This is a genomic window from Neisseria mucosa (assembly GCA_003028315.1).
Taxonomy (GTDB): domain Bacteria; phylum Pseudomonadota; class Gammaproteobacteria; order Burkholderiales; family Neisseriaceae; genus Neisseria; species Neisseria mucosa.
On the sequence record CP028150.1, the window covers coordinates 2431782 to 2458535 of the forward strand.

Here is a 26754-nt window from a genome sequence, read left to right on the forward strand (position 1 = left end):
GATTAAAGGAAATTAAAATGCCAAGACGTAGAGAAGTCCCCAAGCGCGATGTATTGCCTGATCCTAAATTCGGCAGCGTCGAGCTGACTAAATTCATGAACGTATTGATGATTGACGGTAAAAAATCTGTTGCCGAGCGTATCGTTTACGGTGCGTTGGAGCAAATTGAGAAAAAAACCGGCAAAGCAGCAATCGAAGTATTCAACGAAGCCATTGCAAACGCCAAACCTATCGTGGAAGTGAAAAGCCGCCGTGTAGGTGGTGCAAACTACCAAGTTCCTGTTGAGGTTCGTCCTTCACGCCGTCTGGCTCTTGCAATGCGCTGGGTTCGCGATGCGGCCCGCAAACGTGGTGAGAAATCCATGGACCTGCGTTTGGCAGGCGAGTTGATTGATGCGTCCGAAGGCCGCGGCGGTGCGTTGAAAAAACGTGAAGAAGTACATCGCATGGCTGAAGCCAACAAAGCATTCTCTCACTTCCGTTTCTAATTTTGAAAGGCTAATAAAATGGCTCGTAAGACCCCGATCAGCCTGTACCGCAACATCGGTATTTCCGCCCATATTGACGCGGGTAAAACCACTACTACAGAACGTATTTTGTTCTATACCGGTTTGACCCACAAATTGGGCGAGGTACATGATGGCGCGGCTACTACCGACTACATGGAACAAGAGCAAGAGCGTGGTATTACCATTACCTCCGCTGCCGTTACTTCCTACTGGTCCGGTATGGCGAAACAATTCCCAGAACACCGCTTCAACATTATCGACACACCAGGACACGTTGACTTTACCGTAGAGGTAGAGCGTTCTATGCGTGTATTGGATGGTGCGGTAATGGTTTACTGCGCGGTGGGTGGTGTTCAACCGCAATCTGAAACCGTATGGCGTCAAGCCAACAAATACCAAGTGCCACGCTTGGCGTTTGTAAATAAAATGGACCGTCAAGGTGCTAACTTTTTCCGCGTTGTCGAGCAAATGAAAACCCGTTTGCGCGCAAACCCAGTACCTATCGTTATTCCGGTAGGCGCAGAAGACAGTTTCACCGGTGTTGTTGACCTGCTGAAAATGAAATCCATCATCTGGAATGAAGCCGATAAAGGTACAACCTTTACCTATGGCGACATTCCCGCTGAATTGGTTGAAACTGCTGAAGAATGGCGTCAAAACATGATTGAAGCCGCAGCAGAAGCCAGCGAAGAATTGATGGACAAATACTTGGGCGGCGACGAGCTGACCGAGGAAGAAATTGTAGGTGCATTGCGTCAACGTACTTTGGCAGGCGAAATTCAGCCGATGTTGTGCGGTTCCGCATTTAAAAACAAAGGTGTTCAACGTATGTTGGACGCAGTTGTAGAATTGCTGCCTGCTCCTACCGATATTCCTCCGGTTCAAGGTGTTAACCCTAACACTGAAGAAGCCGACAGCCGCCAAGCCAGCGATGAAGAGAAATTCTCTGCATTGGCGTTCAAAATGTTGAACGACAAATACGTTGGTCAGCTGACTTTCATCCGCGTTTACTCCGGTGTCGTGAAATCCGGTGATACCGTATTGAACTCTGTAAAAGGCACTCGCGAACGTATCGGTCGTTTGGTACAAATGACTGCTGCAGACCGTACTGAAATTGAAGAAGTGCGCGCTGGCGACATCGCAGCCGCTATCGGTCTGAAAGACGTTACTACCGGTGAGACCTTGTGTGCAGAAAGCGCGCCGATTATCTTGGAACGCATGGAATTCCCTGAGCCGGTAATCCATATTGCCGTTGAGCCGAAAACCAAAGCCGACCAAGAGAAAATGGGTATCGCCCTGAACCGTCTGGCTAAAGAAGACCCTTCTTTCCGTGTCCGTACAGACGAAGAATCCGGTCAAACCATTATTTCCGGTATGGGTGAGCTGCACTTGGAAATTATTGTTGACCGTATGAAACGCGAATTCGGCGTGGAAGCAAATATCGGTGCGCCTCAAGTGGCTTACCGCGAAACCATCCGCAAAGAAGTCGAAGCCGAATACAAACACGCCAAACAATCCGGTGGTAAAGGTCAATACGGTCACGTTGTGATCAAAATGGAACCTATGGAACCGGGTGGTGCAGGTTACGAATTTATCGACGAAATTAAAGGTGGTGTGATTCCTCGCGAATTCATTCCGTCTGTCGATAAAGGTATCCGCGATACCCTGCCTAACGGTATTGTTGCAGGCTACCCAGTAGTTGACGTACGCGTACGTTTGATCTTCGGTTCTTCACACGACGTCGACTCCTCTCAACTGGCCTTTGAATTGGCTGCTTCCCAAGCCTTCAAAGAAGGTATGCGTAAAGCCAATCCTGCTCTGCTTGAGCCAATCATGGCAGTTGAAGTGGAAACTCCTGAAGAATACATGGGTGACGTAATGGGCGACTTGAACCGTCGTCGCGGCGTCGTATTGGGTATGGATGATGACGGTATCGGCGGTAAAAAAGTCCGTGCCGAAGTACCACTGGCAGAAATGTTCGGTTATTCGACCGACCTGCGTTCTGCAACCCAAGGCCGCGCTACTTACTCTATGGAGTTCAAGAAATATTCTGAAGCTCCTGCCCACATAGCTGCTGCTGTAACTGAAGCCCGTAAAGGCTAATCAGGCAAATAGGTCGTCTGAAAGGCTGAAATGATTTTTCAGACGACCACCCCTGTTCTTTAATCGATCTTTAATGTAAAGGAATTAGCTCATGGCTAAGGAAAAATTTGAACGTAGCAAACCGCACGTAAACGTTGGCACCATCGGTCACGTTGACCATGGTAAAACCACTCTGACTGCTGCTTTGACTACTATTTTGGCTAAAAAATTCGGCGGTGCTGCAAAAGCTTACGACCAAATCGACAACGCTCCCGAAGAAAAAGCCCGCGGTATTACCATCAATACCTCACACGTAGAATACGAAACCGAAACCCGCCACTACGCACACGTAGACTGCCCGGGTCACGCCGACTACGTTAAAAACATGATTACCGGTGCCGCACAAATGGACGGCGCAATCTTGGTATGTTCCGCTGCTGACGGTCCTATGCCGCAAACCCGTGAACACATCCTGTTAGCCCGCCAAGTAGGCGTACCTTACATCATCGTGTTCATGAACAAATGCGACATGGTTGACGATGCCGAGCTGTTGGAGCTGGTTGAAATGGAAATCCGTGACTTGCTGTCAAGCTACGACTTCCCAGGCGACGACTGCCCGATCGTACAAGGTTCTGCACTGAAAGCCTTGGAAGGCGATGCCGCTTACGAAGAAAAAATCTTCGAACTGGCTGCCGCATTGGACAGCTACATCCCGACTCCCGAGCGTGCCGTAGACAAACCGTTCCTGTTGCCTATCGAAGACGTATTCTCCATCTCCGGTCGTGGTACAGTAGTAACCGGCCGTGTAGAGCGCGGTGTTATCCACGTTGGTGACGAGATCGAAATCGTAGGTCTGAAAGAAACCCAAAAAACCACATGTACCGGTGTTGAAATGTTCCGCAAACTGCTGGACGAAGGTCAAGCCGGTGACAACGTAGGCGTATTGCTGCGCGGTACCAAACGTGAAGAAGTGGAACGCGGTCAAGTATTGGCTAAACCGGGTACCATCACTCCGCACACCAAATTCAAAGCAGAAGTGTACGTATTGAGCAAAGAAGAGGGTGGTCGTCATACTCCGTTCTTCGCTAACTACCGTCCTCAATTCTACTTCCGTACTACCGACGTAACCGGTGCGGTTACTTTGGAAGAAGGTGTAGAAATGGTTATGCCTGGTGAGAATGTAGCCATCACTGTAGAACTGATTGCGCCTATTGCTATGGAAGAAGGTCTGCGCTTTGCGATTCGCGAAGGTGGCCGTACCGTAGGTGCAGGTGTGGTTTCTTCTATCATCGCTTAATTGAAGGATATCGATAAATGGCAAACCAAAAAATCCGTATCCGCCTGAAAGCTTATGATTACAGCCTGATCGACCGTTCTGCTCAAGAAATCGTTGAAACTGCAAAACGTACCGGTGCCGTTGTAAAAGGTCCGATTCCGTTGCCGACTAAAATCGAACGTTTCAACATTCTGCGTTCTCCACACGTGAACAAAACTTCTCGTGAACAATTGGAAATCCGCACCCACTTGCGCCTGATGGACATCGTGGATTGGACTGACAAAACTACCGATGCACTGATGAAACTGGACTTGCCAGCCGGTGTTGATGTAGAAATTAAAGTTCAATAATCGCTGCTTTTGATAGAAAGCCGAATGGTTTATCCGTTCGGCTTTTTGTTATCCATATGTGTTGTGGAAATCAACCGCGCTGTTAGACTTTCGGCTTTTGTTTGAAGAGCTGATTGAGTAGAAATTCGGTATTGTCAAGAATGTTGATAGACGCGGGAAACCTGCTAAGTTCTTGATAATGCTGGATGGTTAATTAAAAAACATTTAATCAAAAACACAGCTGTTTGACGTAGAAAAAGTGTAAACAACGTGACAATTTCCTATATCTAAGGTTGTCTGAAAATCATTGCTCTTTTCGACTACCTTTGTATAGTCAATTAAAATCAAAATAGGACAGTAGCGCATCGTCAAATCGGGCGTAATCAGACAATACGGTTCGCAGATACCGCTTAATATTCGCCCACACCTTCTCAATCGGGTTGAGCTCAGGTGAATAAGGTGCAAGAGGCAATACCTTATGTCCCCATTTTTCCGCCATTTCCCGTAAGACACCCATACGGTGAAATCGCGCATTATCTAAAATAATCACCGATTTTTGAGTCAATGCAGGCAGTAGGCATTGCTGAAACCACGCTTCAAAAAAGACTCCGGTCATCGTATTTTGATAAACCATCGGAGCAATCAGCCGGTTGCCGACTTGTGCGGACACCAGAGATAAGCGTCGGTATCTTTTTCCACTTATCTGCGCTTTCACTATTTGCCCTTTCGGGCTGCGGGCATAGGGACGGAACAGGTAGCGGTCAAATCCTGTTTCATCCAAATAAACACGTTGGTAGTCGGGAAATTCGGCCAGCTGTGTCAAATAATGCGTTACTTTGGCCGGGTCTTGTTCTTTGTAAGTGGTGGTCTTTTTTTGCACGTCATTCCCATCTGTTTGAGTGCATAGCAAACGGCGGCTGGCGTACAATCAAAATGTTTGGCGATTTCATGCAGATAGGCATCCGGGTGTTGCCCAACATATTGAGCCAGTTTTTGCCTATCCAATTTGACGGCATTTAGACCGGTAACTTGATGTTTTAGGCTGCTCGTTTGTTTTTTAAGGCGAATCCACAGGTAAAGCGTGTTTCTTGACAAGTTAAACGTTGCTGCGGTTTGGCTGATGTTTTTGCATTGTTCGTAATATAGTGGATTAACTTTAAACCAGTACGGCGTTGCCTCGCCTTGCCGTACTATCTGTACTGTCTGCGGCTTCGTCGCCTTGTCCTGATTTAAATTTAATCCACTATAGTTTAAAGCTTTGTTTCTTAAGTCCGCAGAGTATGCCATGGTTAGACCTTCAAAGTTGAGTATTGTACTATTTTATTTTTAATTGACTATAAATCAGGAATACTTTGGACAATTTGTCGGCAGTCAGGTCGGGTTTGCCGACGTAGTTCATGCGGTCGTAAATGATAAAGTCTTTGCCGGAGGCAAGCGCGGAGGCGGTGGCAAGGAAGAGTAGGGATGTGGCACGGATAAATGGTTTCATTGGGTTTTCTTTTTGGTGAAGGTCGGGGTTTGCTGTTTCGGCAATGCGGGGAGGACTTGATATAAATTAATGGGAAAGGTCTCGGCAAACAAGGAGGATGGGCTAAAAACAAGTCAAAGGTCTTCTAAAAAACTGTAGATTTGAGATTGGGCCAAATCCGTTTCATCCGTTTTCATTTCGGTGAAACCGCATTTTCAGACGACCTTTTTCCCATCCCGTACCCGCAAGCGCCTTTCTACCTGTCAAATCCCACCGAAAAAGCGTACAATCCCACGTTTATTTTTGAATTCATTATATTTTCAGACGACCTCCGTCAGGGAAAAGAGGTCGTCTGAAACCATTAGGCCCGTTGAAACACATGACCCACATGATTTACCCCAAAACCTACGACGTCATCGTCGTCGGCGGCGGCCACGCAGGCACGGAAGCCGCGCTTGCCGCCGCCCGCATGGGCGCGCAGACGCTTTTGCTCACACACAACATCGAAACGCTCGGACAAATGTCGTGCAACCCCTCCATCGGCGGCATCGGCAAAGGCCATCTTGTGCGCGAACTCGACGCGCTCGGCGGCGCGATGGCGTTGGCGACCGACAAATCCGGCATCCAGTTCCGCCGTCTGAACGCCAGCAAAGGCGCGGCGGTTCGTGCCACGCGCGCGCAGGCGGACCGCATCCTGTATAAAGCCGCCATCCGCGAAATGCTGGAAAACCAAGAAAATTTGGAGCTTTTCCAGCAGTCGGTTGACGACGTAACGCTCGACGGCGACCGCATTTCAGGCGTAATCACCGCGATGGGCGTGGAATTTAAAGCCCGCGCCGTCGTACTGACCGCAGGCACGTTTTTGTCCGGCAAAATCCACATCGGTTTGGAAAACTACGAAGGCGGCCGCGCCGGCGACCCCGCCGCCAAATCGCTGGGCGGACGCTTGCGCGAATTGAACCTGCCGCAAGGTCGTCTGAAAACCGGCACGCCGCCGCGCATTGATGGGCGCACGATTGATTTCTCCCAGCTCACCGAACAGCCCGGCGACACGCCCGTGCCCGTTTTCTCCGTGCGTGGCAACGCCGAAATGCACCCGCGCCAAGTGTCCTGCTGGATTACGCATACCAATTTGAAAACCCACGACATTATCCGCAGCGGTTTCGACCGCAGCCCCATGTTCACCGGCAAAATCGAAGGCGTCGGCCCGCGCTATTGTCCGTCTATCGAAGACAAAATCAACCGCTTCGCCGACAAAGACAGCCACCAGATTTTCCTCGAGCCCGAAGGCCTGACCACCAACGAATACTACCCCAACGGTATTTCCACCAGCCTGCCGTTCGACATCCAAATCGCGCTCGTGCGCAGCATGAAAGGCCTTGAAAACGCCCATATCCTGCGCCCCGGCTACGCCATCGAATACGACTACTTCGACCCGCGCAACCTCAAAGCCAGCCTCGAAACCAAAACCATCCAAGGCCTCTTCTTCGCCGGACAAATCAACGGCACGACCGGTTACGAAGAAGCCGCCGCGCAAGGCCTGCTCGCAGGCGCAAACGCCGTGCAATACGTCCGTGAACAAGACCCGCTCCTACTTCGCCGCGAACAAGCCTATCTCGGCGTATTGGTGGACGACCTCATCACCAAAGGCGTGAACGAGCCTTACCGAATGTTCACCAGCCGCGCCGAATACCGCCTGCAACTTAGGGAAGACAACGCCGATATGCGCCTGACCGAAGACGGCTACAAAATCGGCTTAGTGGGTGAAGAACAATGGCGCATGTTCAACGAAAAACGCGAAGCCATCGAACGCGAAATCCAACGTTTGAAAACAACGTGGTACACGCCGCAAAAACTCGCCGAAGAAGAGCAGCTGCGCGTATTCGGCCAAAAACTCAGCCGCGAAGCCAACCTGCACGACCTCCTGCGCCGCCCGAACCTCGACTACGCCACACTGATGACGCTCGAAGGCGCAAGGTCGTCTGAAAACCTGTCTGCCGAAGTGGTCGAACAAGTCGAAATCCAAGTCAAATACCAAGGCTATATCGACCGCCAAAACGAAGAAATCGACAGCCGCCGCGATATCGAAACCTTAAAGCTGCCCGACGACATCGATTACAGCAAAGTCAAAGGCTTGTCGGCAGAAGTGCAGCAAAAGCTCAACCAGCACAAACCCGAAACCGTCGGCCAAGCCAGCCGCATCTCCGGCGTAACGCCTGCGGCGGTGGCGTTGCTGATGGTGCATTTGAAACGCGGGTTTAAGGGGGCGAAGTAGGCTGCTTGAAAGTGCAGGCTGCACACAAATAGCCGTCATGAAACAATAGGAATGAAATCCGTTTTTCAGACGGTATGAAGATTTCGAGCACATACCACGCGCCCATACATGAACGTTTTTAAAACCATAAGAGAATTAAAATGAAGCATTTGACAAAATTACTGGCAACCGCATTGCTGGCTTTGGGTTTGAATCAGGCAGTTTGGGCGGATGACGCATTGGATTTCCGGCAAACCCTGCAGTTGGCGGAACAGGGATATGCCTATGCCCAATATAATTTGGGTGTGATGTATGAAAACGGACGAGGCGTACGCCAAGACTATGCCGAAGCGGTCAAATGGTATCGCCAAGCGGCAGCGCAGGGGTTTGCCGACGCCCAATTTAATTTGGGTGTTATGTATGGCAACGGACAAGGCGTGCGCCAAGACTATGCCGAAGCACTCAGATGGTATCGCAAAGCAGCAGAACAGGGGGATGCCTATGCCCAATATAATTTGGGTGTTATGTATGAAAAAGGACAAGGCGTACGCCAAGACTATGCCGAAGCGGTCAAATGGTATCGCCAAGCGGCGGATCAGGGGTATGTCAAAGCCCAATATAATCTGGGTGTGATGTATAACAACGGGCAAGGCGTGCGCCAAGACCATGCCGAAGCACTCGGATGGTATCGCAAAGCGACGGAACAGGGACATGCTGAAGCCCAATATAATTTGGGTCTGATGTATCACATCGGACAAGGCGTGCGCCAAGACTATGCCGAAGCATTCAGATGGTTTCGCGAAGCGGCGGAGCAGGGGTATGTCAAAGCCCAATATAATCTGGGTGTTATGTATGACAACGGACAAGGCGTGCGCCAAGACTATGCCGAAGCAGTCAAATGGTATCGCCAAGCGGCAGAACAGGGGGATGCCTATGCCCAAAATAATCTAGGGGCGATGTATTACAACGGATATGGCGTGCGCCAAGACTATGCTGAAGCGCTCAGATGGTTTCGCAAAGCAGCAGAACAGGGGAATGCCGATGCCCCAAATAATCTAGGGGCGATGTATTACAACGGATATGGCGTGCGCCAAGACTATGCCGAAGCAGTCAAATGGTATCGCCAAGCGGCGGATCAGGGGAATGCCGATGCCCAAAATAATCTAGGGGCGATGTATTACAACGGATATGGCGTGCACCAAGACTATGCTGAAGCGCTCAGATGGTTTCGCAAAGCAACGGAACAGGGGGATGCCGATGCTCAATTTAATTTGGGTGTTATGTATGACAACGGACAAGGCGTACGCCAAGACGATGCCGAAGCGTTCAGATGGTTTCGTAAAGCGGCGGAACAGGGACATGCCGAAGCCCAATATAATTTGGGTGAGATGTATCACATCGGACAAGGCGTGCGCCAAGATTTGCATCTTAGCAAGGAATGGTTCGGTAAAGCATGTGATGGTGGAGTTCAAGAAGCCTGCAACCAATACCGCTATTTAAATCAGAAAGGTTATTGAACGGCTTGTGATGCCCTTGTATTCGCAATTCAAGCGCAATGCTTAAATGCTATTGGCGAGCGCCACTAAAAACAAATCACCCGACATCTCATCATCCAATGCTTTTCTCGTCCAGCGGTTGAGGGCTTCTTCAACCGCCTTAGTCCGTTTGACATTCGGCCAGTGCAGGCTGCCTGAAAACGTGATTGAGCAAGTCGAAATCCAAGTCAAATACCAAGGCTATATCGACCGCCAAAACGAAGAAATCGACAGCCGCCGCGACATCGAAACCTTAAAGCTGCCCGACGACATCGATTACAGCAAAGTCAAAGGTTTGTCGGCAGAAGTGCAGCAAAAGCTCAACCAGCACAAACCCGAAACCGTCGGCCAAGCCAGCCGCATCTCCGGCGTAACCCCTGCCGCCGTCGCATTGTTGATGGTGCATTTGAAGCGTGGATTTAAGGATGCCAAGTAAGGGTTAATTTGAATAAAGGCCGTCTGAAAGTTTCAGACGGCCTTTTTTAATACCGGCACATATTTATGTAGATTAAAATAGAACGTATCCCTGCTGTCATTCTCGTGCAGGCGTGAATCCAGAAGCGGTTCCGTAATTCGGATACTTGTATCCGATACAGCCGTTACTCCACAATCTCGGATTCAAAAATCTGGCCTATGGCTACTGCTTTTAAGCCTCTTTATGGCTTTGAAAAGGAAGGCAAAGGGCAGATGTTCATCGTACGTGCGATTTTTTAAAAATGCTGTCAAAAACATATCGAATTACTTGGTCGAAAGGAAAAATATGTCACTTCGCCCCGTACTGCCAATCGCCACTGCTACCTTCATCCAACTGTATTGGGCAACGAATCAGCTGAGCGAAAATACAGATAATAGCTGTCTTTCTGATAGCTGGTTTTGTAACTATTACACACATATCGCCCTTGATGCGCTGGTTGTGTCGTTGCTATATGTCTCAGTGTCGGTCGTCCCTCTTCTAAAACACCATCCGCACGTCCGTTTTGCCATTGGAGGATGGTGGCTGGTCGGTTTGTGGTTTTTCGCGGATATGGAGATATGGAATGCTTACGAAGGCAGTTGGAGTACTTACGATTTTGTTGAAACCATCCATACTGTATGGCAGTTGGTGGCTATTCCCTTTTTAGCAACTGCCGTGCTAACACTGTTGCTGCTTTATCGGTTGCGGTTTCGGGCTATCTAAAAGCTCATCAGTCTCTATAGCAGCCGCAGGTCAGATAATTCTTGTGTTTCGACACATCTGTTACTACAAGATGTCAGATTCAAGAATCTGACTTGCGGTAGGTTTTCAAAGTCTACAAAAGCAGCCTACACATTAAAATTGATGTGTAAAACCCAACCTGAAAATCAAATAAACAAGGAGTAACAATGGGCTTTTCTCTATATTTCTACCGCTTTGAAAATGGCGAACAGGTAGACGGCAACCGCGAAGGTGCAAAATCATTTTTAAACAGCAGAAGACTAGATAGCTGCCTTCGTGATAAGGACGGCAACTATTTAGAGTTTGATGACTGTTCCACAGATTTGGAAATAACGGATTTCAATGATAGGGAATGCCAGTTTGAAGGAAATATTGGTCATGCATATTTAACGGATGAGGAGTGTAGTTTCATCTATGAGCTGTGCCGTGCTGCGGATTGGGTGATTGTTAATCCGCAAGTTAGCGATACTGAACCCTTATTTATCTTATTAGAACAAGACACTGCACAACATTTACCGGAAGAATATAGTGATAACTATACTGTCATATCTTCTGGAGAAGAGCTACAAATGCTGCTTTTAAACGGATTTCATCAGTTTCAAGCTTGGAAAAACCGTATTTTGTAGTAACTGTATTTTTGTCCGACGGGGTGAAAAATACAGTTGCTACGGGTGAATGATTGCGGTCTGGATTCCCGCCTGCGCGGGAATGACGATGCGGGTATTCTTACTTAAATTTATGATTAAACAAAGGGATGACATGGAAACTCAAACTTCAGAAAACCCCACTTTCGTTACGCAAGACGAATTCAATCGTAAGCCGATAGCTGAAAATATCATCAGGCTGCTTACCTCGACCATCGACCTTTCCCCTATGGTCATCGACGGTGGCTGGGGAACGGGCAAAACCGAATTTTGCCAAAAGCTGATTCGGCTCATGCAGCAGCAACATCCCGATTACCAGCCTGTCTATATTGACGCCTTCCGTTCAGACCACAGCGGAGAGCCTCTGCTGGCATTGCTTGCCGAAATCATCAAAGCCTGTACGCCTGAAGATATTGGCGAGCAGCCGTCTGAACAACGCAAAGAAATGACGAAGAAAGTCGCGAAAGCCGCAGGATTCGTAATGAAAACCGTTGCTAAGGCAGCGGTTGGTCATGTCCTAAAGCAAAATATGGAAGATTTAGCAGAAGGAATGAGCCAAATTATAAATGATAAACAAGAAGCAAAAAATGCAGCGGCAACCGTAGCTGGTGCTGCCACCACACTTGCTAGCCATTCCATTGATGCAACTATTGATGCAACCGTCGAAGCCTTGTTGAAAGAGCAAATCGAAGCGGAAAAAAATCTGGAAACGCTCAAAGCCTGCCTAAAAGAATTTGCAGAGGAAAAACCGATTATCCTGTTTATCGACGAGCTCGACCGCTGCCGCCCCGATTACGCCGTCGATATGCTGGAAGTCATCAAACATGTCTTTGATGTCGAAAACGTCAAAGTCGTGCTGGTAACGAACACCAAGCAACTGCGCGCGGCAATTAATCATCGGTATGGGGTGGAAGTGGATGCGCACAAATATTTGGATAAGTTTTTGAAGTATAGCTTTGCTTTGCCTGACAAGGTTTCGGTTCGTTCTTGGGGAGGATGGGCTTTAGTTTCAGTTGAATATTTCAAACAGTTGATACGAACCAGTCATATGGCTAGTGAGCTACGAGGCTTAATTGATGAAGAACACAATGTAACAATAAATTTTATCAGCGATATGATAGAACGAAACGATATATCACTTAGAGAAACGGAACGATTAGTCCGATTTTTAGAGATATACCATTCTTTGAGTAGAGGAGGATTAGATAGTCGGGAAATGTGGCAATATATACTGCTGCGTATTACGGGGGTATTTATTTTCTGCTTCTATCCGAGTTTAAGGGAGAATATAAATAAAAATCGTACTGATGCCAAAGATTTTGCTCGATTGTTTAATATTCAGTCTTTAGCAAATATTCCGAAAAATATTTCAGGTGGTATTCATACAAGTACAAATGTAATTGCTATGATGCTCATTCTAAATAGCCAAATGGATACACATTTTAACTCTGATAACCTTCATAATCCAGAATCATGGGAAAACCTTATAAATAAATATTTTTTTAAGAATGAAGAAATTTTTCCTCTAGGAATAGATAGCGTTCTTTATATCCTAAAAGAAACCTTCGAAGTCCTCAGCCTTGAACAAACACCGCAATAAAAAAGGTCGTCTGAAAACCCAAAACCAAGTTTGAACTGCACCCCAAAAGTTGGACATCCCCTCCAACTCACAAGGTGCAGTTTTTTTATGAGCAAATATACATTACACTTCAAATACCAAGCCGTACTCCACTATCTGCATATACGCAGCCAACAGCGTACCGCAGACCACTACGGCATTTCCAGAACCCACCTGCGGCGATGGATACGCGCCTATCAAGAAGGCGGTATCGGCGCACTCGAACATCCCCAATCCAAAACCATGCCCCAACACCGCAAAAACCCCTTCATCGCAGATAAACCCGACCAAGAAAAAACACAGGCAGAGCTTATTGAAGAACTGTGCTATATGCGCGCAGAGGTCGCCTACCTAAAGGAGTTAAAAGCCCTCAGCCAAAAGCAGACCGCAAAGGACAAAGCCAAACCGTCCAAACACTGAGGGCGCAACACCCGCTCAAATACCTGCTGCACATCGCAAACCTGCCCAAAAGCAGCTTTTACTACCATCACCAAGACCGACCCGACCCCGACGCAGCCGACAAAGCCCTCCTTGTCGAAACCTACCGGCGGCATAAAGGACGCTACGGACAAAGGCGCATTGCCGCAGCATTGGGTTGGAACCGCAAAAAAGCGGCGCGGTTGATGAAGCAGTTGGAACTGAAAGCCCTCATACGGGCGAAAAAAGCCTACCGCCATCCCGCTATGGGCGAAATATCGGAAAACCTCCTCAAACGCCGGTTCAAAGCCCGAAAGCCCAACGAAAAATGGCTGACCGACGTTACCGAACTCAAAGGAAAAGACGGCAAATTGTACCTCTCGCCAATCTTGGACTTGTTCAACCGCGAGATCGTCGCCTACGCCATGAGCCGCAGAGCCGACAGCGAAATGGTGAAGGAAATGCTCGAAAAAGCCGCACCCCGTCTGACTGATAAGGGAACAATGCTGCATTCCGACCAAGGTGTGCTGTACCGTACGGCGGAATATAGGAAATTGATTGCAAAACATTCCATGGTTCAAAGCATGTCGCGTAAGGCGAACTGCTGGGACAATGCGCCGATGGAAAGCTTCTTTGCGGTGTTGAAGACGGAGTGTTTCTATAACGCAGGAGAATTGACGGTGGATGAATTGATGAAACAGATAGATGACTATATGGATTACTACAACCGGGAGCGTTGCAGTTTGAAATTGAAAAAGCTGAGTCCTGTCGCATACAGAACCCAGCTTGCACAGAGCGCCTGAATAGGCTTTTATGAGTGTCCAAGATTTGGGGGCCAGTTCAGTTTTCAGACGACCTTTCTTTATCCAATCTGGTGCCGGAGAAGGGAATCGAACCCCCGACCTTCGCGTTACGAATGCGCTGCTCTACCGACTGAGCTACACCGGCACGGTGTTCGTTATCATATACATAAACGGGATGTTCGGCAAGTTCGCATTTCCCGATAAGGTTGTTGCTCGGTGAAAATATATGCCGTGTTTTCAGACGACCTCTTTTAAAAAGGCCGTATGGGGATAGTGTTTTGTTGTTTGACTTTTCCACTTTCCGCCCACACGGAAACGGCAATGGGTTGGGCAGGTTTATCCGGAATCGGCAAACTGTCAGCCTCCGTCCAAATATAATATTTAACAGTGAACAAGCTAAATCTGAATGATGGGTTCGCCTGCAAGGTTGGATGAACGGGGGGAGCAAAGTGTGTTGCATCAAGGTTCAAGATGGCGGACGAACACCTGCGAATTGCGGCCGTTGGCGAGGTAGTCGCGGCGGCGTTCTTCGGGTAATGCGTCGGGAGAGGTCGTCTGAAAACCGCGTTCGGCAAACCATTCGCCTGTGTGGGTGGAGAGGGCGAACAGGCGGCGGATGCCCATGGCGCGGGCTTTTTGGAAGAGGTGGTCTAGCAGCATTTCGCCGTAGCCGCCGTCGCGGGCTTCGGGGGAGACGACGAGGCAGGCGAGTTCGCCGATTTCGGGGTCGTCGAAAGTTTTGAGGGCGACGCAGCCGTAGATGTTGCGGTCGTGTTCGAGGACGGAGAAGCCGGAGATGTGGTTTTCGAGATATTCGCGGCTGCGGTGCAACAGGATGCCTTGTTCTTCCAACGGGCGGATCAGGGCGATGATGCGGGGGATGTCGCGGCTGTGGGCTTGGCGGATGGAGACGAAGGAATCGCGGGCGATGGCGGTGCCGCAGCCTTCTCGGGTGAAGAGTTCGCGCAACAGTCCGCCGTCTTCGCGCCCGCTGAGGATTTGAACGCGGCTGACGCCGTTTTCGACGGCGTTGACGGCGGCTTGGAGCAGGCGCACGGGGACGTTGTGCGCGGTTTCTATCAGGTGGCGGACTTCGCCTGAGGACAGGGTGGACATGAGGATGCCGTCGGCGTTGCAAATGCCGGCTTCTTCAGTCAGGTACACGAGTTTTTCGGCTTGAAGGGCGACAGCGACGGCTTCGGCGGCTTCGCTCATGCTGAGGTTGAAGGTTTTGCCGCCGTAGGAGTGTCCGAGCGGGCTGATGAGGACAATGGCGCCGTCGTCGAGGCGTCGGTTGATGGAGTCTGTGTCGGTTTTGCGGACGATGCCGGTGTAGCCCATGTCTATGCCGTCAATGACGCCGAGCGGACGGGCGGTGAGGAAATTGCCCGAAGCGGTGGGAATCGGTTTGTTGCGTAAGGGCGCGGATGCACTGCTGCACAGGGCGGCTTCGATGTCGCTGCGTATCATGCCGACCGCCTGCTTGGCGTCGCGCAGGGTGGCGTCGTCGGTAATGCGGCGGTTGCGGTGGTATTGCGGAACGAATTGTCTGTCGGCGGCGAGGCGGTTGAGGAAATGGCGCGTGCCGTGTACCAACACGAGCCGCACGCCCAATCCGGCGAGCAGGTGGAAATCAGCGGCGAGCCGGTTCAGGGTGTCGCCTTCGAGCAGGCTGTCGGTGATGCCGATAACCAGTGTTTTGCCGCGCAGGTAGTGGATATAGGGCGCGGCTTCGCGAAAATCGGCGACAAAGCCCGGAGATGTGTTCATAACAAGACCAGATAGAAAAGCTGCATGATGAGGACGGTCAGCGCAACCAGTACCGCCAGCGTCCAGTTGAAGCCTTCTTCGGATTTGGCGGGTTTGGCAGCGGCTGCCGCCATCAGGGCTTGGAATTCTTCAGTCCGCCGTTTTTCTTCTTCTGCACGACGCTTTTCCTCTTCGGTGCGCCGTGCCGCCTCTTCTTTGGCTTTTTTGGCGCGTTCGGCGCTGTCGAGCAGGCTGGCGATTTCGTGGCGGGAGAGTTGTTTGCGGTTGCGGATGTTGCCGCCCATGTCGTGTACGAGGCGGACGTCGGTAACGGCGTTGGGCAGCGTGTCGGGATTGGCGGGTGCTGAAGACGGCGCCAGGCTGTCTTTGGCTTTGAACAGGCCTTCGCATTTATTGCAAACGACAAAGCCTTGTGCGACGTTGAGCTGGGTGTCTTTGACCCAAAGTGAGGTTTTGCAGTGTGGGCATATACAGGCGGGCATAGGGGTTTTCCGTGTAAAGTGTGGAATGTGTTGTTTTAATGTGTGTTTGATTGGGGTGGGTCGTCTGAAAAAGGGATTGTCCGTTTTCAGACGACCTTTTGTTTATCCTATTTTAGGCAACGCCGTAGCGTTCGCGGTAGGCTCTGACCGGCTCGAGGAAGCCGCCGAATTCCGCGTTGTTTTGCAGGAGTGTGAACAGGTCGTTCAGATTGGCAATGGCGACGACGGGCAAGCCGTATTGTTTTTCCACTTCCTGAACGGCGGACAATTCGCCCGTACCTTTTTCCATGCGGTCGAGTGCGATGGCGACGGCGGCGGGCGTTGCGCCTTCTGCTTCAATCAGTTTGACCGATTCGCGCACAGATGTTCCCGCAGAAATCACGTCGTCGATAATCAAAACGCGGCCTTTGAGCGGCGCACCGACCAATACGCCGCCTTCGCCGTGGTCTTTCGCTTCTTTGCGGTTGTAGGCAAACGGTACGTTCACGCCTTTTTCCGCCAGCATCATCGCCGTCGCCGCCGCCAAAATAATGCCTTTGTAAGCCGGGCCGAACAGCATGTCGAATTTTACGCCGCTCTCGATAATCGCCTGCGCGTAAAACTTCGCCAGTTGCAGCGTCGATGCGCCGTCGTTAAACAGTCCGGCGTTGAAAAAATAAGGCGACTGACGGCCTGCCTTGGTCGTGAATTCACCGAATTTCAATACATTCTGCGCCAGCGCAAACTTGAGGAAATCTTGACGGAAATCGGACATTTTGCTTCTTTCGAAAGATATTGATTTATAAAGGAAGAGATTATAAAGGATTCATGAGGAAAATGCAGGTCGTCTGAAAACAGGTTTTCTGGTTTCAGACGACCTGTTTCATTCAAGCCCTTTAAAATCTGCCATCCGCCATTATCTACCGGTAAGTGGCGATGGCAGCATACATAATATGCCCAAGCCGATGATTTACTGTTAGAATCCGAATTTATTTGTTTTCAAACCATTTTTCAGGAGCAAACGCCATGCGAAACGACGTTTACGACTATACCGCCACGGGACAGGTTGCTAAAAATACCGTCCTGCAAAAAACTTACCGCCTGCTCGGTCTGTCTTTCATTCCCGCCGTCGCCGGCGCATATTTCAGCGGCCAGTTCGGACTGAATCTATTCTCTCTGTTCGGTCAGGGCTGGATGGGGCTGGTTGCCGTGCTGGTATTCTTCTACGGCATGACTTTCCTCATTGAGAAAAACCGTTACAGCAATGTCGGCGCAACCCTCCTGATGATCTTCACTTTCGGCATGGGTGTGCTGATCAGCCCGCTTCTGCAATATACGCTCGCTATTCCAAACGGTACGCAAATCGTCGGCATCGCTGCCGCCATGACTGCCGGGGTATTCTTCACCATGTCTGCCATGGCGCGCCGCACCAATGTCAATATGAATTCGCTAGGCCGCTTCCTGACCGTCGGCGCGGTAGTGTTGATGATTGCGATGATTGCCAACTTCTTCCTGCAAATCCCGGCATTGAGCCTCGCCGTTTCGGCAGCGTTTGTCCTATTCAGCTCGCTGATGATTATGTGGCAGGTGCGTGCGGTGATTGACGGTGGGGAAGACAGCCATATCAGCGCGGCTCTGACCATCTTCATCTCCATCTACAATATCTTCAGCAGCCTGTTGCGTATTTTGTTGGCGTTCAGTGGCGATGATTAACCGTTTACGCATCTGACGAAAGAATTCAAAGGTCGTCTGAAAACAGGTTTTCTGATTTTCAGACGACCTTTTTGACATTCCATTCCCCGCCCGCTATCCTGACGGCTGCCATCACTCACACCACTACTCATGAACACTATCCCCCCGCGCCGTGCCGTTTACGCAGGCAGCTTCGACCCGCCGACCCTCGGTCATCTTTGGATGATACAAGAAGCGCAGGCGCTTTTTGACGAACTCGTCGTCGCCATCGGTATCAATCCTGAAAAACACAATACCTACACTATAGACGAACGCCGCGATATGCTCGAAGCGATTACGGAAGGCTTTCCCAATGTCCGCATCAGCGTATTTGAAAACCGCTTCTTGGTTCGCTACGCGCGCGAAATCGGAGCAGGGTTTATCGTTCGCGGTATTCGTTCTGCCGCCGACTATGAATACGAACGCTCCATGCGCTATATCAACAGCGACCTTGCACCCGAAATTTCGACGGTTTTCCTGATGCCGCCGCGCGAAATCGCCGAAGTGTCTTCCACTATGGTCAAAGGCCTGGTCGGCCCCGATGGTTGGCACGACATAATACGCCGCTACCTGCCCGAAGCCGTGTACGAAAAAATCGTGCAGGATTATGAAACTTGAAATCTGTTGTTGATGAAAAGGTCGTCTGAAAGCTTGATATGGGTTTTCAGACGATCTTTCGATTTATGGCAGTGTTTGTGTAATTCTAAATTTACATTGAATAATCAAATGATTAAATTCAATTTAAATATAATTTTTGGTGGCTGATTTGTTGCAAAATATAAACACGGTTTGTCATAAATAAAGATAATTATTATCAATTATTTCGATTAAGCAAAAATATTTCCTATAATGCCGCATCCCTTCACCTTTCGAGTTGAACATGCAATATTCTGCCCGCCTTTCCCTGCTTCCCGCCCTGATTGCCTCCGCCTTCCCGCTGTATGCCGCCGATACCGCCGATAGCGAACACTACACCGCCACCCTGCCCACCGTTACCGTGGTCGGACAGTCCGACACCAGCGTACTCAAAGGCTACATCAATTACGACGAAGCCGCCGTTACCCGCAACGGCCAGCTCATCAAAGAAACGCCGCAAACCGTCGATACGCTCAACATCCAGAAAAACAAAAACTACGGCACGAACGATTTGAGTTCCATCCTCGAAGGCAACGCCGGTATTGACGCTGCCTACGATATGCGCGGCGAAAGCATTTTCCTGCGCGGTTTTCAAGCCGACGCATCCGACATCTACCGCGACGGCGTGCGCGAAAGCGGGCAGGTCCGCCGCAGCACCGCCAACATCGAGCGCGTGGAAATCCTGAAAGGCCCGTCTTCCGTGCTTTACGGACGCACCAACGGCGGCGGCGTCATCAATATGGTCAGCAAATACGCCAACTTCAAACAAAGCCGCAACATCGGTGCGGTTTACGGCTCGTGGGCAAACCGCAGCCTGAATATGGACATCAACGAAGTGCTGAACAAAAACGTCGCCATCCGCCTCACCGGCGAAGTCGGGCGCGCCAATTCGTTCCGCAGCGGCATAGACAGCAAAAATGTCATGGTTTCGCCCAGCATTACCGTCAAACTCGACAACGGCTTGAAATGGACGGGGCAATACACCTACGACAACGTGGAGCGCACGCCCGACCGCAGCCCGACCAAGTCCGTGTACGACCGCTTCGGACTACCTTACCGCATGGGTTTCGCCCACCCGAACGATTTTGTGAAAGACAAGCTGCAAGTCTGGCGTTCCGACCTCGAATACGCCTTCAATGACAAATGGCGCGCCCAATGGCAGCTCGCCCACCGCACGGCGGCGCAGGATTTCGACCATTTCTATGCAGGCAGCGAAAACGGCAGCCTAATCAAGCGCAATTACGCCTGGCAGCAGACCGACAACAAAACCCTGTCGTCCAACTTCACGCTCAACGGCGACTACACCATCGGCCGTTTTGAAAACCACCTGACCGTAGGCATGGATTACAGCCGCGAACACCGCACCCCGACATTGGGTTACAACCGCGCCTTCTCCGCCTCCATCGACCCCTACGACCGCGCAAGCTGGCCGGCTTCGGGCAGGCTGCAACCCGTCCTCACCCAAAACCGCCACAAAGCCGACTCCTACGGCATCTTCGTGCAAAATATCTTCTCCGCCACGCCCGACCTCAAATTCGTCCTCGGCGGCCGTTACGATAAGTACACCTTTAATTCCGAAAACAAACTCACCGGCAGCAGCCGCCAATACAGCGGCCATTCGTTCAGCCCCAATATCGGCGCAGTGTGGAACGTAACGCCCGCCCACACGCTCTACGCCTCGTATAACAAAGGCTTCGCACCTTATGGCGGACGCGGCGGCTATTTGAGCATCGACACTTCGTCTTCCGCCGTGTTCAACGCCGATCCCGAATACACCCGCCAATACGAAACCGGTGTCAAAAGCAGTTGGCTGGACGACCGCCTCAGCACCACATTGTCCGCCTACCAAATCGAACGCTTCAATATCCGCTACCGCCCCGACGCGCAAAATAATCCCTACACTTGGGCAGTCGGCGGCAAACACCGTTCGCGCGGCGTGGAGTTGTCCGCCATCGGACAAATCATCCCCAAAAAACTCTACCTGCGCGGATCGTTGGGCGTGATGCAGGCGAAAGTCATTGAAGACAAAGAAAATCCCGACAGAGTGGGCATCCATTTGGACAACACCAGCAACGTTACCGGCAACCTGTTCTTCCGTTACACGCCGACCGAAAACCTCTACGGCGAAATCGGCGTAACCGGTACGGGCAAACGCTACGGCTACGATTCGAGCCAAAAGGTAACCACCACGCTTTCCGGCTTCGTCCGCACCGACGCCATGTTCGGCTGGAACCGCAAAAATCTGAACCTCACTTTCGCCGTCGGCAATCTGTTCAATCAAAAATACTGGCGTTCCGACGCCATGCCCGGCGCGCCGCGCACTTATACGGCGCGGGTGAATTACAGTTTCTAATTCCAGGCAGGAAATGGAACAAAGGTCGTCTGAAACCCCTGATATTGGTTTGAACTGGCCCCCAAATCTTGGACACTCATAAAAGCCTATTCAGGCGCTCTGTGCAAGCTGGGTTCTGTATGCGACAGGACTCAGCTTTTTCAATTTCAAACTGCAACGCTCCCGGTTGTAGTAATCCATATAGTCATCTATCTGCTTCATCAATTCATCTACCGTCAATTCACCTGCGTTATAGAAACACTCCGTCTTCAACACCGCAAAGAAGCTTTCCATCGGCGCATTGTCCCAACAGTTCGCCTTTCGCGACATGCTTTGAACCATGGAATGCTCCGCAAGCAATTCCCTATACCCCGCCGTACGGTACAGCACACCTTGGTCCGAATGCAGCATCGTTCCTTTATCAGTCAGACGGGGTGCGGCTTTTTCGAGCATTTCCTTCACCATTTCGCTGTCGGCTCTGCGGCTCATGGCGTAGGCGACGATCTCGCGGTTGAACAAGTCCAAGATTGGCGAGAGGTACAGTTTGCCGTCGCTCCCTTTGAGTTCGGTAACGTCGGTCAGCCATTTTTCGTTGGGCTTTCGGGCTTTGAACCGGCGTTTGAGGAGGTGTTCCGATATCTCGCCCATGGCGGGATGGCGGTAGGCTTTTTTCGCCCGTATGAGGGCTTTCAGTTCCAACTGCTTCATCAACCGCGCCACTTTTTTGCGGTTCCAATCTAATGCGGCGGCAATGCGCCTTTGTCCGTAGCGTCCTTTATGCCGCCGGTAGGTTTCGACAAGGAGGGCTTTGTCGGCTGCGTCGGGGTCGGGTCGGTCTTGGTGGTGGTAGTAAAAGCTGCTTTTGGGCAGGTTTGCGATGTGCAGCAGGTATTTGAGCGGGTGTTGCGCCCTCAGTGTTTGGACGGTTTGGCTTTGTCCTTTGCGGTCTGCTTTTGGCTGAGGGCTTTTAACTCCTTTAGGTAGGCGACCTCTGCGCGCATATAGCACAACTCTTCAATAAGCTCTGCCTGCGTTTTTTCTTGATCGGGTTTATCTGCGATGAAGGGGTTTTTTCGATGTTGGGGCATGGTTTTGGATTGGGGATGTTCGAGTGCACCGATACCGCCTTCTTGATAGGCGCGTATCCATCGTCGCAGGTGGGTTCGGGAAATGCCGTAGTGGTCTGCGGTACGCTGTTGGCTGCGTATATGCAGGTAGTGGAGTACGGCTTGGTATTTGAAGTGTAATGTATATTTGCTCATAAAAAAACTGCACCTTGTGAGTTGGAGGGGATGTCCAACTTTTGGGGTGCAGTTCAGTTTTCAGACGACCTTTTACCTTCTATACGCTCATGAATAAGGCGGGACGCTTGAGGCTGCAAAGAATGCAGCAGTCCGTAAAGATGGCGTTTGCACGGCCTTTGCTATATCATTCCCTTATCTGAAACCAAGGAAAACATCATGTACGAAGTCAACCGCAGCGTCTTCCTGCTCATCCCGCTCGATCCTTTTTGGAACTGGCTGCAAACCCTGCCCGGTAATCATCTTGACGGTTTGACGCTTGAAGATATTCAAGCCGATGCCAATTCTTATCTCGTCCGTCCGTGTGAAACCGCCGACGAAGTATGGGACGAAATCGAAGCGCGGTTTGAAGACATTTTCGCTGCCGAACTTGCCGACTGGTGCGAAGATGAGAGCGAGTGGCCTGATTTGGACGCCGATATTTTCAACGAATGGTTCGACATACAGCTCTCCACCGTCATTACCGACCTCGAACACGAACCGCTTGCCCGTGAAGCCTTTCAACCCTTCAATCTGAACTGATGAATATCCGCGTCCGCAATTACCATCTTGACGGCTACGGTCATGTCAACAACGCGCGCTATTTCGAATTTCTCGAAGAAGCGCGCTGGACATTTTTTGAGGAACACGGTTTCTTGTCCGAAATCGACGGCTTGATGCTGGTGGTTGTCCGCATCGACATCCGTTATCGCCGTGCCGCCATCGATGGCGACATATTACGTTTTGAAGGTCGTCTGAAAGAGCTGACCTCGCGTCATATTATCCTTACTCAAAACATCGTTTTGCCCAGCGGCAAAAATGCCGTCGAAGCCGAAAGTACGCTGATGGTTGTCAGCGCAGAAAGCGGGCGGAGCATCAGCATTCCCGAACCTCTATTTACCCTTTTAAAACAATACTCCGAAGCATGAAAAAACTCATTACCATTGCCGCAGTCGCCATTATCGGCGTGCTGCTCGCCATCGTCCTTATTCCGGATAACAAACCTACTCCCACATTCTCTTTGTTCGACCTGCAAGGCAAACCGGTGTCCAACGCCAATTTGCAAGGCAAGGTCAGTTTCATCAATTTCTGGTTTCCCTCCTGTCCGGGCTGTGTCAGTGAAATGCCCAAAGTCATCAAAATGTCCAAAGACTATCAAGGAAAAGACTTCCAAGTACTCGGCATTGCCCAACCGATAGACCCGTTGGAAAGCGTAACCCAATACGTCCAAGAATACGGTTTGCCCTTTACCGTCATGTTTGATGCCGATAAAGCCGCCGCCCAAGCCTTCGGTACGCAGGTTTACCCGACTTCTTTCTTGATCAATAAAAAAGGCGAAATCCTGAAAACCTTTGTCGGAGAACCCGACTTCGCCGCGCTTTATCAGGAAATCGACAAAGAATTGGCAAAGTAGCAATCAAAAAAGGGCGCAATGATGCACCCTTATGTATTTATTGGGATAACGTGTGGATTCCTTTTCTCGCAAATGCTGATTGGTGTGAAAACGGCAGCAGTTTCAGCAATATTGTTTTTGTGTGCCTTTCTTCATAACCTTTTATCATGATTCGGACAAAGAACCTTCTCAAACCGGCCGGCAGGCAATCATATAATTCACTTCTGTCGAGTCGCATAAAGAATAGCGGCGGGTCAAAAGATTGTAGGTCATGCCCTTGGTGTCGATAACGTCCAAACCTGCCTGCCTGCACATCCGCGCCAGCTCGGCGGGCGTGATGAATTTTTGCCAATCGTGCGTCCCTTTGGGAACGACGTTCAACACATATTCCGCGCCGACAATCAGATGGAGATAAGATTTAGGGTTGCGGTTGATGGTGGAGAAAAACACCATGCCGTCAGGCTTCACCAGCTCCGAACAGGCTTTGACGATGGCGGCGGGGTCGGGAACGTGTTCCATCATTTCCATACAGGTTACAACATCGAAGCTGTGCGGCTGTTCGGCCGCAAGGTCTTCGACGCGGATGCAGCGGTAATCGATATTGTCCACACCTTCGGCAGCAGCATGGGCTTGGGCGGTTTGCAACGATTTTTCCGCCATATCGATGCCGGTAACGTGCGCTGCGCCGCGCTTTGCCATGCTTTCCGACAAAATCCCGCCGCCGCAGCCGACATCTAAAACACGCTTGCCCGCCAATTGCGCGAACGAGTCTATATAGCCCAAGCGCAGCGGATTGATGTCGTGCAAAGGTTTGAACTCGCCGTTTTTATCCCACCATTTATCCGCAATTTGGCTGAATTTAGCGATTTCGTCCGCATCGACGTTGTGTTGTCCGGCTGCTTCCATCATGATTTTCCTGATTTGGATTTCGGGTTGAAGAGGGTTTCGATTTTATAGCAAAGCGGCAGGATGGAACAGAGACAAACCGCCGCCAGCCGCCAAAAGGTCGTCTGAAAACGCCGCTTACCCTTTTCAGACGACCTTGGATTCGGATTTCAAGTGCAACACTAGGGTACCAGTGGTTGGAACAGATGTAGAAAATCGTCGCGTTGTTTACACAACAGGTTGAGAAAAATAAGCCTGCAAGACCTCAAACGGCGTATCGCCGTTCAAACTGCGGTGTGGCTTCACAGTGTTATAAAAATTAACAAAGCGGCACAACTCCTTTTGCCGGTGTTCCGGACTCTCAAACGACTGTTTCTCATGCCACATCTCCATCAGGGTACGGATAACCCGCTCCGCCTTACCGTTGGTCTGCGGACGGGCAACCCGGGTAAACTTTTGACCAATCCCGTTCTCGTAACAGGCTACACCGAAAGCATGGTTGGCCGAGCCTTTGTATTCCGTACCGTTGTCGGAGTAAACGCACTCAATCAGGTATGGGCAGGGATCAATCAGGTGTTCGGTCAGAAACTTGGCGGCGCTGTCTGCGGTTTTGTCCGGCAAAATGGCGGCGTATAGCTCCCTTGAGAAATCGTCGATGGCGACAAACAGGTAATCCCGCTTATCGGTGGCTTTCTGCCCTTTGAGCAGCGGCAGCCGTTTGGTATCGAGATGTACCAGCTCTCCGGGATAGGATTTATTGTAGCGTTTGGCCTGCCTTTTGAGTTTTTCCTGAATGCCGCGTTCTACCTTGGCCAGGCGTTTCATTCCGTACTTTGCCTGTTTGAAACGGTTGTTGGTACTGGTTTGCGGTTTGAGCAGCTTGGCCCTTGCGGCTTTAAGGGCGCGGTAAATGGTGACGCGGCTGACTTGGTAGCGGCGTGCCGGGGAGGTGACGCTTTCCTTCCCCTGCGTGTAGGCCAGCCAAATGGCTTGTCGGTGGTGCGGGGTGAGACGGGTGTTTTTGTGCATGTTCATGTTTCAGTATTCTCCTGGAAATACTGTAAACAACGCTACTGATTTCTACATTTAAGAATAAAACACTTGGCGTTTCGTAGCCAAGTGTTTTTCTCGGCCGGTGGTTCAACTCATCTTGAACCCTGCGTATCTCCCGATTGCTGATATTTCGGAAATCGGTCTGTTTGGGGAAATATTGTCGGATGAGTCCGTTGGTGTTCTCATTCAGCCCTTTCTCCCACGAATGGTAAGGGCGGCAAAAATAGGTTTCCGCCTTCAATGCTTTGGCTATTTTGGTGTGTTGGTAGAACTCTTTGCCGTTATCCATGGTGATGGTGTGGACTTTGGCTTTATATGCCTTTAATACCCTAATGGCCGCCCGGGCAGTGTCTTCGGCTTTTAAGTTCTTTAATTTGCAGATGATGGTGTAGCGGGTAGTGCGTTCGACCAAGGTCAATAATGCACTTTTCTGATTTTTGCCGACGATGGTGTCGGCCTCCCAATCGCCGATGCGGGTTTTCTGGTCGACGATAGCAGGTCGGTTTTCTATGCCGACGCGGTCGGGCACTTTGCCTCTGGTCCATGTGCTGCCGTAGCGTTTGCGGTAGGGTTTGCTGCATATTCTGAGGTGTTGCCACAAAGTGCCGCCGTTGTTTTTGTCTTGGCGGAGGTGGCGGTAAATGGTGCTGTGATGGAGCGTGATCCCGTGGTACGCTGTTTGGTAAGCCGGCTTTGCCGTTGCGCTTTTTCGGCACTGTATTGCTGTCCTTGGATGCAGTGCCGCTTGATTTCGCGGCTGATGGTGCTTTTGTGGCGGTTAAGTTGTTTGGCGATTTCGGCGATGGTGCAGTCGCGTGACAGGTATTGGATATGGTATCGTTCGTCTTGGGTCAGTTGTGTGTAGCTCATGGCAATCTTTCTTGCAGGAAAGGCCGTATGCTACCGCATACTGGCCTTTTTCTGTTATGGAAAGTTGCACTTCAAATGCGAATCCGCCGACTTTAGATGGATTGTGCAGGCAACGGATGCGCTACGTCGCCGCACGCAATCTTTAGATTTCCAGTAATCCGTTACCATACATAGGGGAGAGGATATTGAGAAAAAATAAGGTCGTCTGAAAAC

At 50.4% G+C, this 26754-nt stretch carries 24 protein-coding genes, 1 tRNA gene and 5 pseudogenes; 19 read left to right on the forward strand and 11 right to left on the reverse strand.

From position 1 onward, the window contains the following. The first annotated feature begins 17 nt into the window (after nucleotides 1-17). From NM96_12310 to NM96_12325, 4 genes are all read left to right on the forward strand, one after another. Nucleotides 18-488, forward strand: a complete 471-nt coding sequence (locus NM96_12310) for a 30S ribosomal protein S7 (protein ID AVR79991.1) — start codon at nucleotides 18-20, stop codon at nucleotides 486-488. An 18-nt stretch (nucleotides 489-506) separates the two neighbouring features. Next, nucleotides 507-2612: an elongation factor G gene (fusA, locus tag NM96_12315; protein AVR79992.1), complete on the forward strand. Its 2106-nt coding sequence runs from the start codon at nucleotides 507-509 to the stop codon at nucleotides 2610-2612. Between the two features lie 91 nt (nucleotides 2613-2703). Continuing rightward, nucleotides 2704-3888 carry an elongation factor Tu gene (gene tuf / locus NM96_12320; GenBank protein ID AVR79993.1) on the forward strand — a complete coding sequence of 395 codons (1185 nt, stop codon included), beginning with the start codon at nucleotides 2704-2706 and terminating at the stop codon, nucleotides 3886-3888. Between the two features lie 17 nt (nucleotides 3889-3905). Continuing rightward, nucleotides 3906-4217 carry a 30S ribosomal protein S10 gene (locus NM96_12325; GenBank protein ID AVR79994.1) on the forward strand — a complete coding sequence of 104 codons (312 nt, stop codon included), beginning with the start codon at nucleotides 3906-3908 and terminating at the stop codon, nucleotides 4215-4217. A 313-nt stretch (nucleotides 4218-4530) separates the two neighbouring features. On the opposite strand, the gene NM96_12330 is transcribed toward NM96_12325, so the two are convergent. Next, nucleotides 4531-5318 (reverse strand): IS630 family transposase gene (locus NM96_12330; protein ID AVR80347.1). Its coding sequence is split into 2 segments (ribosomal slippage): nucleotides 4531-5075 and nucleotides 5075-5318, totalling 789 coding nucleotides; the frame shifts between segments, so codons are not numbered across the junction. 513 nt (nucleotides 5319-5831) lie between these two features. Here NM96_12330 and NM96_12335 point away from each other — a divergent pair. The 7 genes and pseudogenes from NM96_12335 to NM96_12365 all read left to right on the forward strand — a co-directional run bounded on the left by NM96_12335 (nucleotide 5832) and on the right by NM96_12365 (nucleotide 12892). Continuing rightward, nucleotides 5832-6020: a hypothetical protein gene (locus NM96_12335; GenBank protein AVR79995.1), complete on the forward strand. Its 189-nt coding sequence runs from the start codon at nucleotides 5832-5834 to the stop codon at nucleotides 6018-6020. 23 nt (nucleotides 6021-6043) lie between these two features. After that, a complete protein-coding gene (locus tag NM96_12340) occupies nucleotides 6044-7939 on the forward strand; it encodes a tRNA uridine-5-carboxymethylaminomethyl(34) synthesis enzyme MnmG (protein ID AVR79996.1) in 1896 nt (631 codons plus the stop codon). Between the two features lie 140 nt (nucleotides 7940-8079). Beyond that, nucleotides 8080-9435 carry a sel1 repeat family protein gene (locus NM96_12345; protein AVR79997.1) on the forward strand — a complete coding sequence of 452 codons (1356 nt, stop codon included), beginning with the start codon at nucleotides 8080-8082 and terminating at the stop codon, nucleotides 9433-9435. Nucleotides 9436-9598: 163 nt separating this feature from the next. Then, nucleotides 9599-9889: pseudogene (gene gidA / locus NM96_12350) on the forward strand (tRNA uridine-5-carboxymethylaminomethyl(34) synthesis enzyme MnmG). 324 nt (nucleotides 9890-10213) lie between these two features. Continuing rightward, complete coding sequence (locus NM96_12355) at nucleotides 10214-10630, forward strand: hypothetical protein (protein AVR79998.1); 417 nt, start codon at nucleotides 10214-10216, stop codon at nucleotides 10628-10630. 185 nt (nucleotides 10631-10815) lie between these two features. Continuing rightward, nucleotides 10816-11274: a hypothetical protein gene (locus NM96_12360; protein ID AVR79999.1), complete on the forward strand. Its 459-nt coding sequence runs from the start codon at nucleotides 10816-10818 to the stop codon at nucleotides 11272-11274. Nucleotides 11275-11407: 133 nt separating this feature from the next. Further along, complete coding sequence (locus tag NM96_12365; GenBank protein AVR80348.1) at nucleotides 11408-12892, forward strand: NTPase; 1485 nt, start codon at nucleotides 11408-11410, stop codon at nucleotides 12890-12892. Between the two features lie 14 nt (nucleotides 12893-12906). Here the strand turns inward: NM96_12365 and NM96_12370 are convergent. Next, nucleotides 12907-12987: pseudogene (locus NM96_12370) on the reverse strand (bifunctional heptose 7-phosphate kinase/heptose 1-phosphate adenyltransferase). On the opposite strand from NM96_12370, the pseudogene NM96_12375 reads away from it, so the two are divergent. Next, nucleotides 12947-13330: pseudogene (locus NM96_12375) on the forward strand (transposase). The pseudogenes NM96_12370 and NM96_12375 sit on opposite strands and share 41 nt — an antisense overlap. Nucleotides 13331-13500: 170 nt before the next feature. Then, complete coding sequence (locus NM96_12380) at nucleotides 13501-14130, forward strand: IS3 family transposase (GenBank protein AVR80000.1); 630 nt, start codon at nucleotides 13501-13503, stop codon at nucleotides 14128-14130. Nucleotides 14131-14199: 69 nt separating this feature from the next. Here NM96_12380 and NM96_12385 read toward each other — a convergent pair. The 4 genes from NM96_12385 to NM96_12400 all read right to left on the reverse strand — a co-directional run bounded on the left by NM96_12385 (nucleotide 14200) and on the right by NM96_12400 (nucleotide 17136). Next, nucleotides 14200-14275 (reverse strand) — tRNA-Thr (locus tag NM96_12385). A gap of 314 nt (nucleotides 14276-14589) precedes the next feature. After that, nucleotides 14590-15900, reverse strand: coding sequence for an amino-acid N-acetyltransferase (gene argA, locus NM96_12390; protein ID AVR80001.1), 1311 nt, complete (start codon nucleotides 15898-15900; stop codon nucleotides 14590-14592). Next, nucleotides 15897-16382, reverse strand: coding sequence for a hypothetical protein (locus tag NM96_12395; protein AVR80002.1), 486 nt, complete (start codon nucleotides 16380-16382; stop codon nucleotides 15897-15899). Before NM96_12395 ends, argA begins: the two co-directional genes overlap by 4 nt. A gap of 112 nt (nucleotides 16383-16494) precedes the next feature. Beyond that, complete coding sequence (locus tag NM96_12400) at nucleotides 16495-17136, reverse strand: orotate phosphoribosyltransferase (protein ID AVR80003.1); 642 nt, start codon at nucleotides 17134-17136, stop codon at nucleotides 16495-16497. Nucleotides 17137-17387: 251 nt separating this feature from the next. Here NM96_12400 and NM96_12405 point away from each other — a divergent pair, with 251 nt between their 5' ends. The 3 genes from NM96_12405 to NM96_12415 all read left to right on the forward strand — a co-directional run bounded on the left by NM96_12405 (nucleotide 17388) and on the right by NM96_12415 (nucleotide 21081). Continuing rightward, on the forward strand, nucleotides 17388-18074 hold the full coding sequence (locus NM96_12405; protein ID AVR80004.1) for a BAX inhibitor (BI)-1/YccA family protein: 687 nt from the start codon (nucleotides 17388-17390) through the stop codon (nucleotides 18072-18074). Between the two features lie 129 nt (nucleotides 18075-18203). Continuing rightward, a complete protein-coding gene (coaD, locus tag NM96_12410) occupies nucleotides 18204-18710 on the forward strand; it encodes a pantetheine-phosphate adenylyltransferase (protein AVR80005.1) in 507 nt (168 codons plus the stop codon). Between the two features lie 262 nt (nucleotides 18711-18972). Further along, nucleotides 18973-21081 (forward strand): TonB-dependent siderophore receptor, encoded by a 2109-nt coding sequence (locus NM96_12415; protein ID AVR80006.1) that lies wholly within the window; start codon nucleotides 18973-18975, stop codon nucleotides 21079-21081. Between the two features lie 90 nt (nucleotides 21082-21171). On the opposite strand, the gene NM96_12420 is transcribed toward NM96_12415, so the two are convergent. Both NM96_12420 and NM96_12425 read right to left on the reverse strand, forming a co-directional pair. Then, the gene (locus NM96_12420; GenBank protein AVR80007.1) at nucleotides 21172-22068 is read right to left on the reverse strand and encodes a hypothetical protein; all 897 of its coding nucleotides are present in this window, start codon (nucleotides 22066-22068) and stop codon (nucleotides 21172-21174) included. After that, a pseudogene (locus NM96_12425) lies at nucleotides 21972-22379 on the reverse strand (transposase). Before NM96_12425 ends, NM96_12420 begins: the two are co-directional and overlap by 97 nt. Before the next feature lie 141 nt (nucleotides 22380-22520). Between NM96_12425 and NM96_12430 the strand changes: the two are divergent. The 3 genes from NM96_12430 to NM96_12440 are packed head-to-tail and all read left to right on the forward strand — an operon-like array spanning nucleotide 22521 to nucleotide 23754. After that, nucleotides 22521-22883, forward strand: coding sequence for a VacJ (locus NM96_12430; GenBank protein AVR80008.1), 363 nt, complete (start codon nucleotides 22521-22523; stop codon nucleotides 22881-22883). After that, complete coding sequence (locus tag NM96_12435; GenBank protein ID AVR80009.1) at nucleotides 22883-23269, forward strand: acyl-CoA thioesterase; 387 nt, start codon at nucleotides 22883-22885, stop codon at nucleotides 23267-23269. Before NM96_12430 ends, NM96_12435 begins: the two co-directional genes overlap by 1 nt. Further along, nucleotides 23266-23754, forward strand: a complete 489-nt coding sequence (locus tag NM96_12440) for a TlpA family protein disulfide reductase (protein AVR80010.1) — start codon at nucleotides 23266-23268, stop codon at nucleotides 23752-23754. Before NM96_12435 ends, NM96_12440 begins: the two co-directional genes overlap by 4 nt. A gap of 168 nt (nucleotides 23755-23922) precedes the next feature. On the opposite strand, the gene NM96_12445 is transcribed toward NM96_12440, so the two are convergent. The 3 genes and pseudogenes from NM96_12445 to NM96_12455 all read right to left on the reverse strand — a co-directional run bounded on the left by NM96_12445 (nucleotide 23923) and on the right by NM96_12455 (nucleotide 26541). Further along, nucleotides 23923-24642, reverse strand: coding sequence for a bifunctional 3-demethylubiquinol 3-O-methyltransferase/2-polyprenyl-6-hydroxyphenol methylase (locus NM96_12445; GenBank protein ID AVR80011.1), 720 nt, complete (start codon nucleotides 24640-24642; stop codon nucleotides 23923-23925). Between the two features lie 204 nt (nucleotides 24643-24846). Next, complete coding sequence (locus NM96_12450) at nucleotides 24847-25653, reverse strand: IS481 family transposase (protein AVR80012.1); 807 nt, start codon at nucleotides 25651-25653, stop codon at nucleotides 24847-24849. Between the two features lie 46 nt (nucleotides 25654-25699). After that, nucleotides 25700-26541, reverse strand: a pseudogene (locus NM96_12455) (IS30 family transposase). Between the last annotated feature and the right edge of the window lie 213 nt (nucleotides 26542-26754).

What these genes read in the sequence shown, in the direction of transcription:
- NM96_12310 (AVR79991.1), top strand. Translation starts at nt 18, where the DNA reads ATGCCAAGACGTAGAGAAGTCCCCAAGCGCGATGTATTGCCTGATCCT.
- fusA (AVR79992.1), top strand. Translation starts at nt 507, where the DNA reads ATGGCTCGTAAGACCCCGATCAGCCTGTACCGCAACATCGGTATTTCC.
- tuf (AVR79993.1), top strand. Translation starts at nt 2,704, where the DNA reads ATGGCTAAGGAAAAATTTGAACGTAGCAAACCGCACGTAAACGTTGGC.
- NM96_12325 (AVR79994.1), top strand. Translation starts at nt 3,906, where the DNA reads ATGGCAAACCAAAAAATCCGTATCCGCCTGAAAGCTTATGATTACAGC.
- NM96_12340 (AVR79996.1), top strand. Translation starts at nt 6,044, where the DNA reads ATGACCCACATGATTTACCCCAAAACCTACGACGTCATCGTCGTCGGC.
- NM96_12345 (AVR79997.1), top strand. Translation starts at nt 8,080, where the DNA reads ATGAAGCATTTGACAAAATTACTGGCAACCGCATTGCTGGCTTTGGGT.
- NM96_12355 (AVR79998.1), top strand. Translation starts at nt 10,214, where the DNA reads ATGTCACTTCGCCCCGTACTGCCAATCGCCACTGCTACCTTCATCCAA.
- NM96_12360 (AVR79999.1), top strand. Translation starts at nt 10,816, where the DNA reads ATGGGCTTTTCTCTATATTTCTACCGCTTTGAAAATGGCGAACAGGTA.
- NM96_12365 (AVR80348.1), top strand. Translation starts at nt 11,408, where the DNA reads ATGGAAACTCAAACTTCAGAAAACCCCACTTTCGTTACGCAAGACGAA.
- argA (AVR80001.1), bottom strand. Translation starts at nt 15,900, where the DNA reads ATGAACACATCTCCGGGCTTTGTCGCCGATTTTCGCGAAGCCGCGCCC.
- NM96_12395 (AVR80002.1), bottom strand. Translation starts at nt 16,382, where the DNA reads ATGCCCGCCTGTATATGCCCACACTGCAAAACCTCACTTTGGGTCAAA.
- NM96_12400 (AVR80003.1), bottom strand. Translation starts at nt 17,136, where the DNA reads ATGTCCGATTTCCGTCAAGATTTCCTCAAGTTTGCGCTGGCGCAGAAT.
- NM96_12405 (AVR80004.1), top strand. Translation starts at nt 17,388, where the DNA reads ATGCGAAACGACGTTTACGACTATACCGCCACGGGACAGGTTGCTAAA.
- coaD (AVR80005.1), top strand. Translation starts at nt 18,204, where the DNA reads ATGAACACTATCCCCCCGCGCCGTGCCGTTTACGCAGGCAGCTTCGAC.
- NM96_12415 (AVR80006.1), top strand. Translation starts at nt 18,973, where the DNA reads ATGCAATATTCTGCCCGCCTTTCCCTGCTTCCCGCCCTGATTGCCTCC.
- NM96_12430 (AVR80008.1), top strand. Translation starts at nt 22,521, where the DNA reads ATGTACGAAGTCAACCGCAGCGTCTTCCTGCTCATCCCGCTCGATCCT.
- NM96_12435 (AVR80009.1), top strand. Translation starts at nt 22,883, where the DNA reads ATGAATATCCGCGTCCGCAATTACCATCTTGACGGCTACGGTCATGTC.
- NM96_12440 (AVR80010.1), top strand. Translation starts at nt 23,266, where the DNA reads ATGAAAAAACTCATTACCATTGCCGCAGTCGCCATTATCGGCGTGCTG.
- NM96_12445 (AVR80011.1), bottom strand. Translation starts at nt 24,642, where the DNA reads ATGATGGAAGCAGCCGGACAACACAACGTCGATGCGGACGAAATCGCT.
- NM96_12450 (AVR80012.1), bottom strand. Translation starts at nt 25,653, where the DNA reads ATGAACATGCACAAAAACACCCGTCTCACCCCGCACCACCGACAAGCC.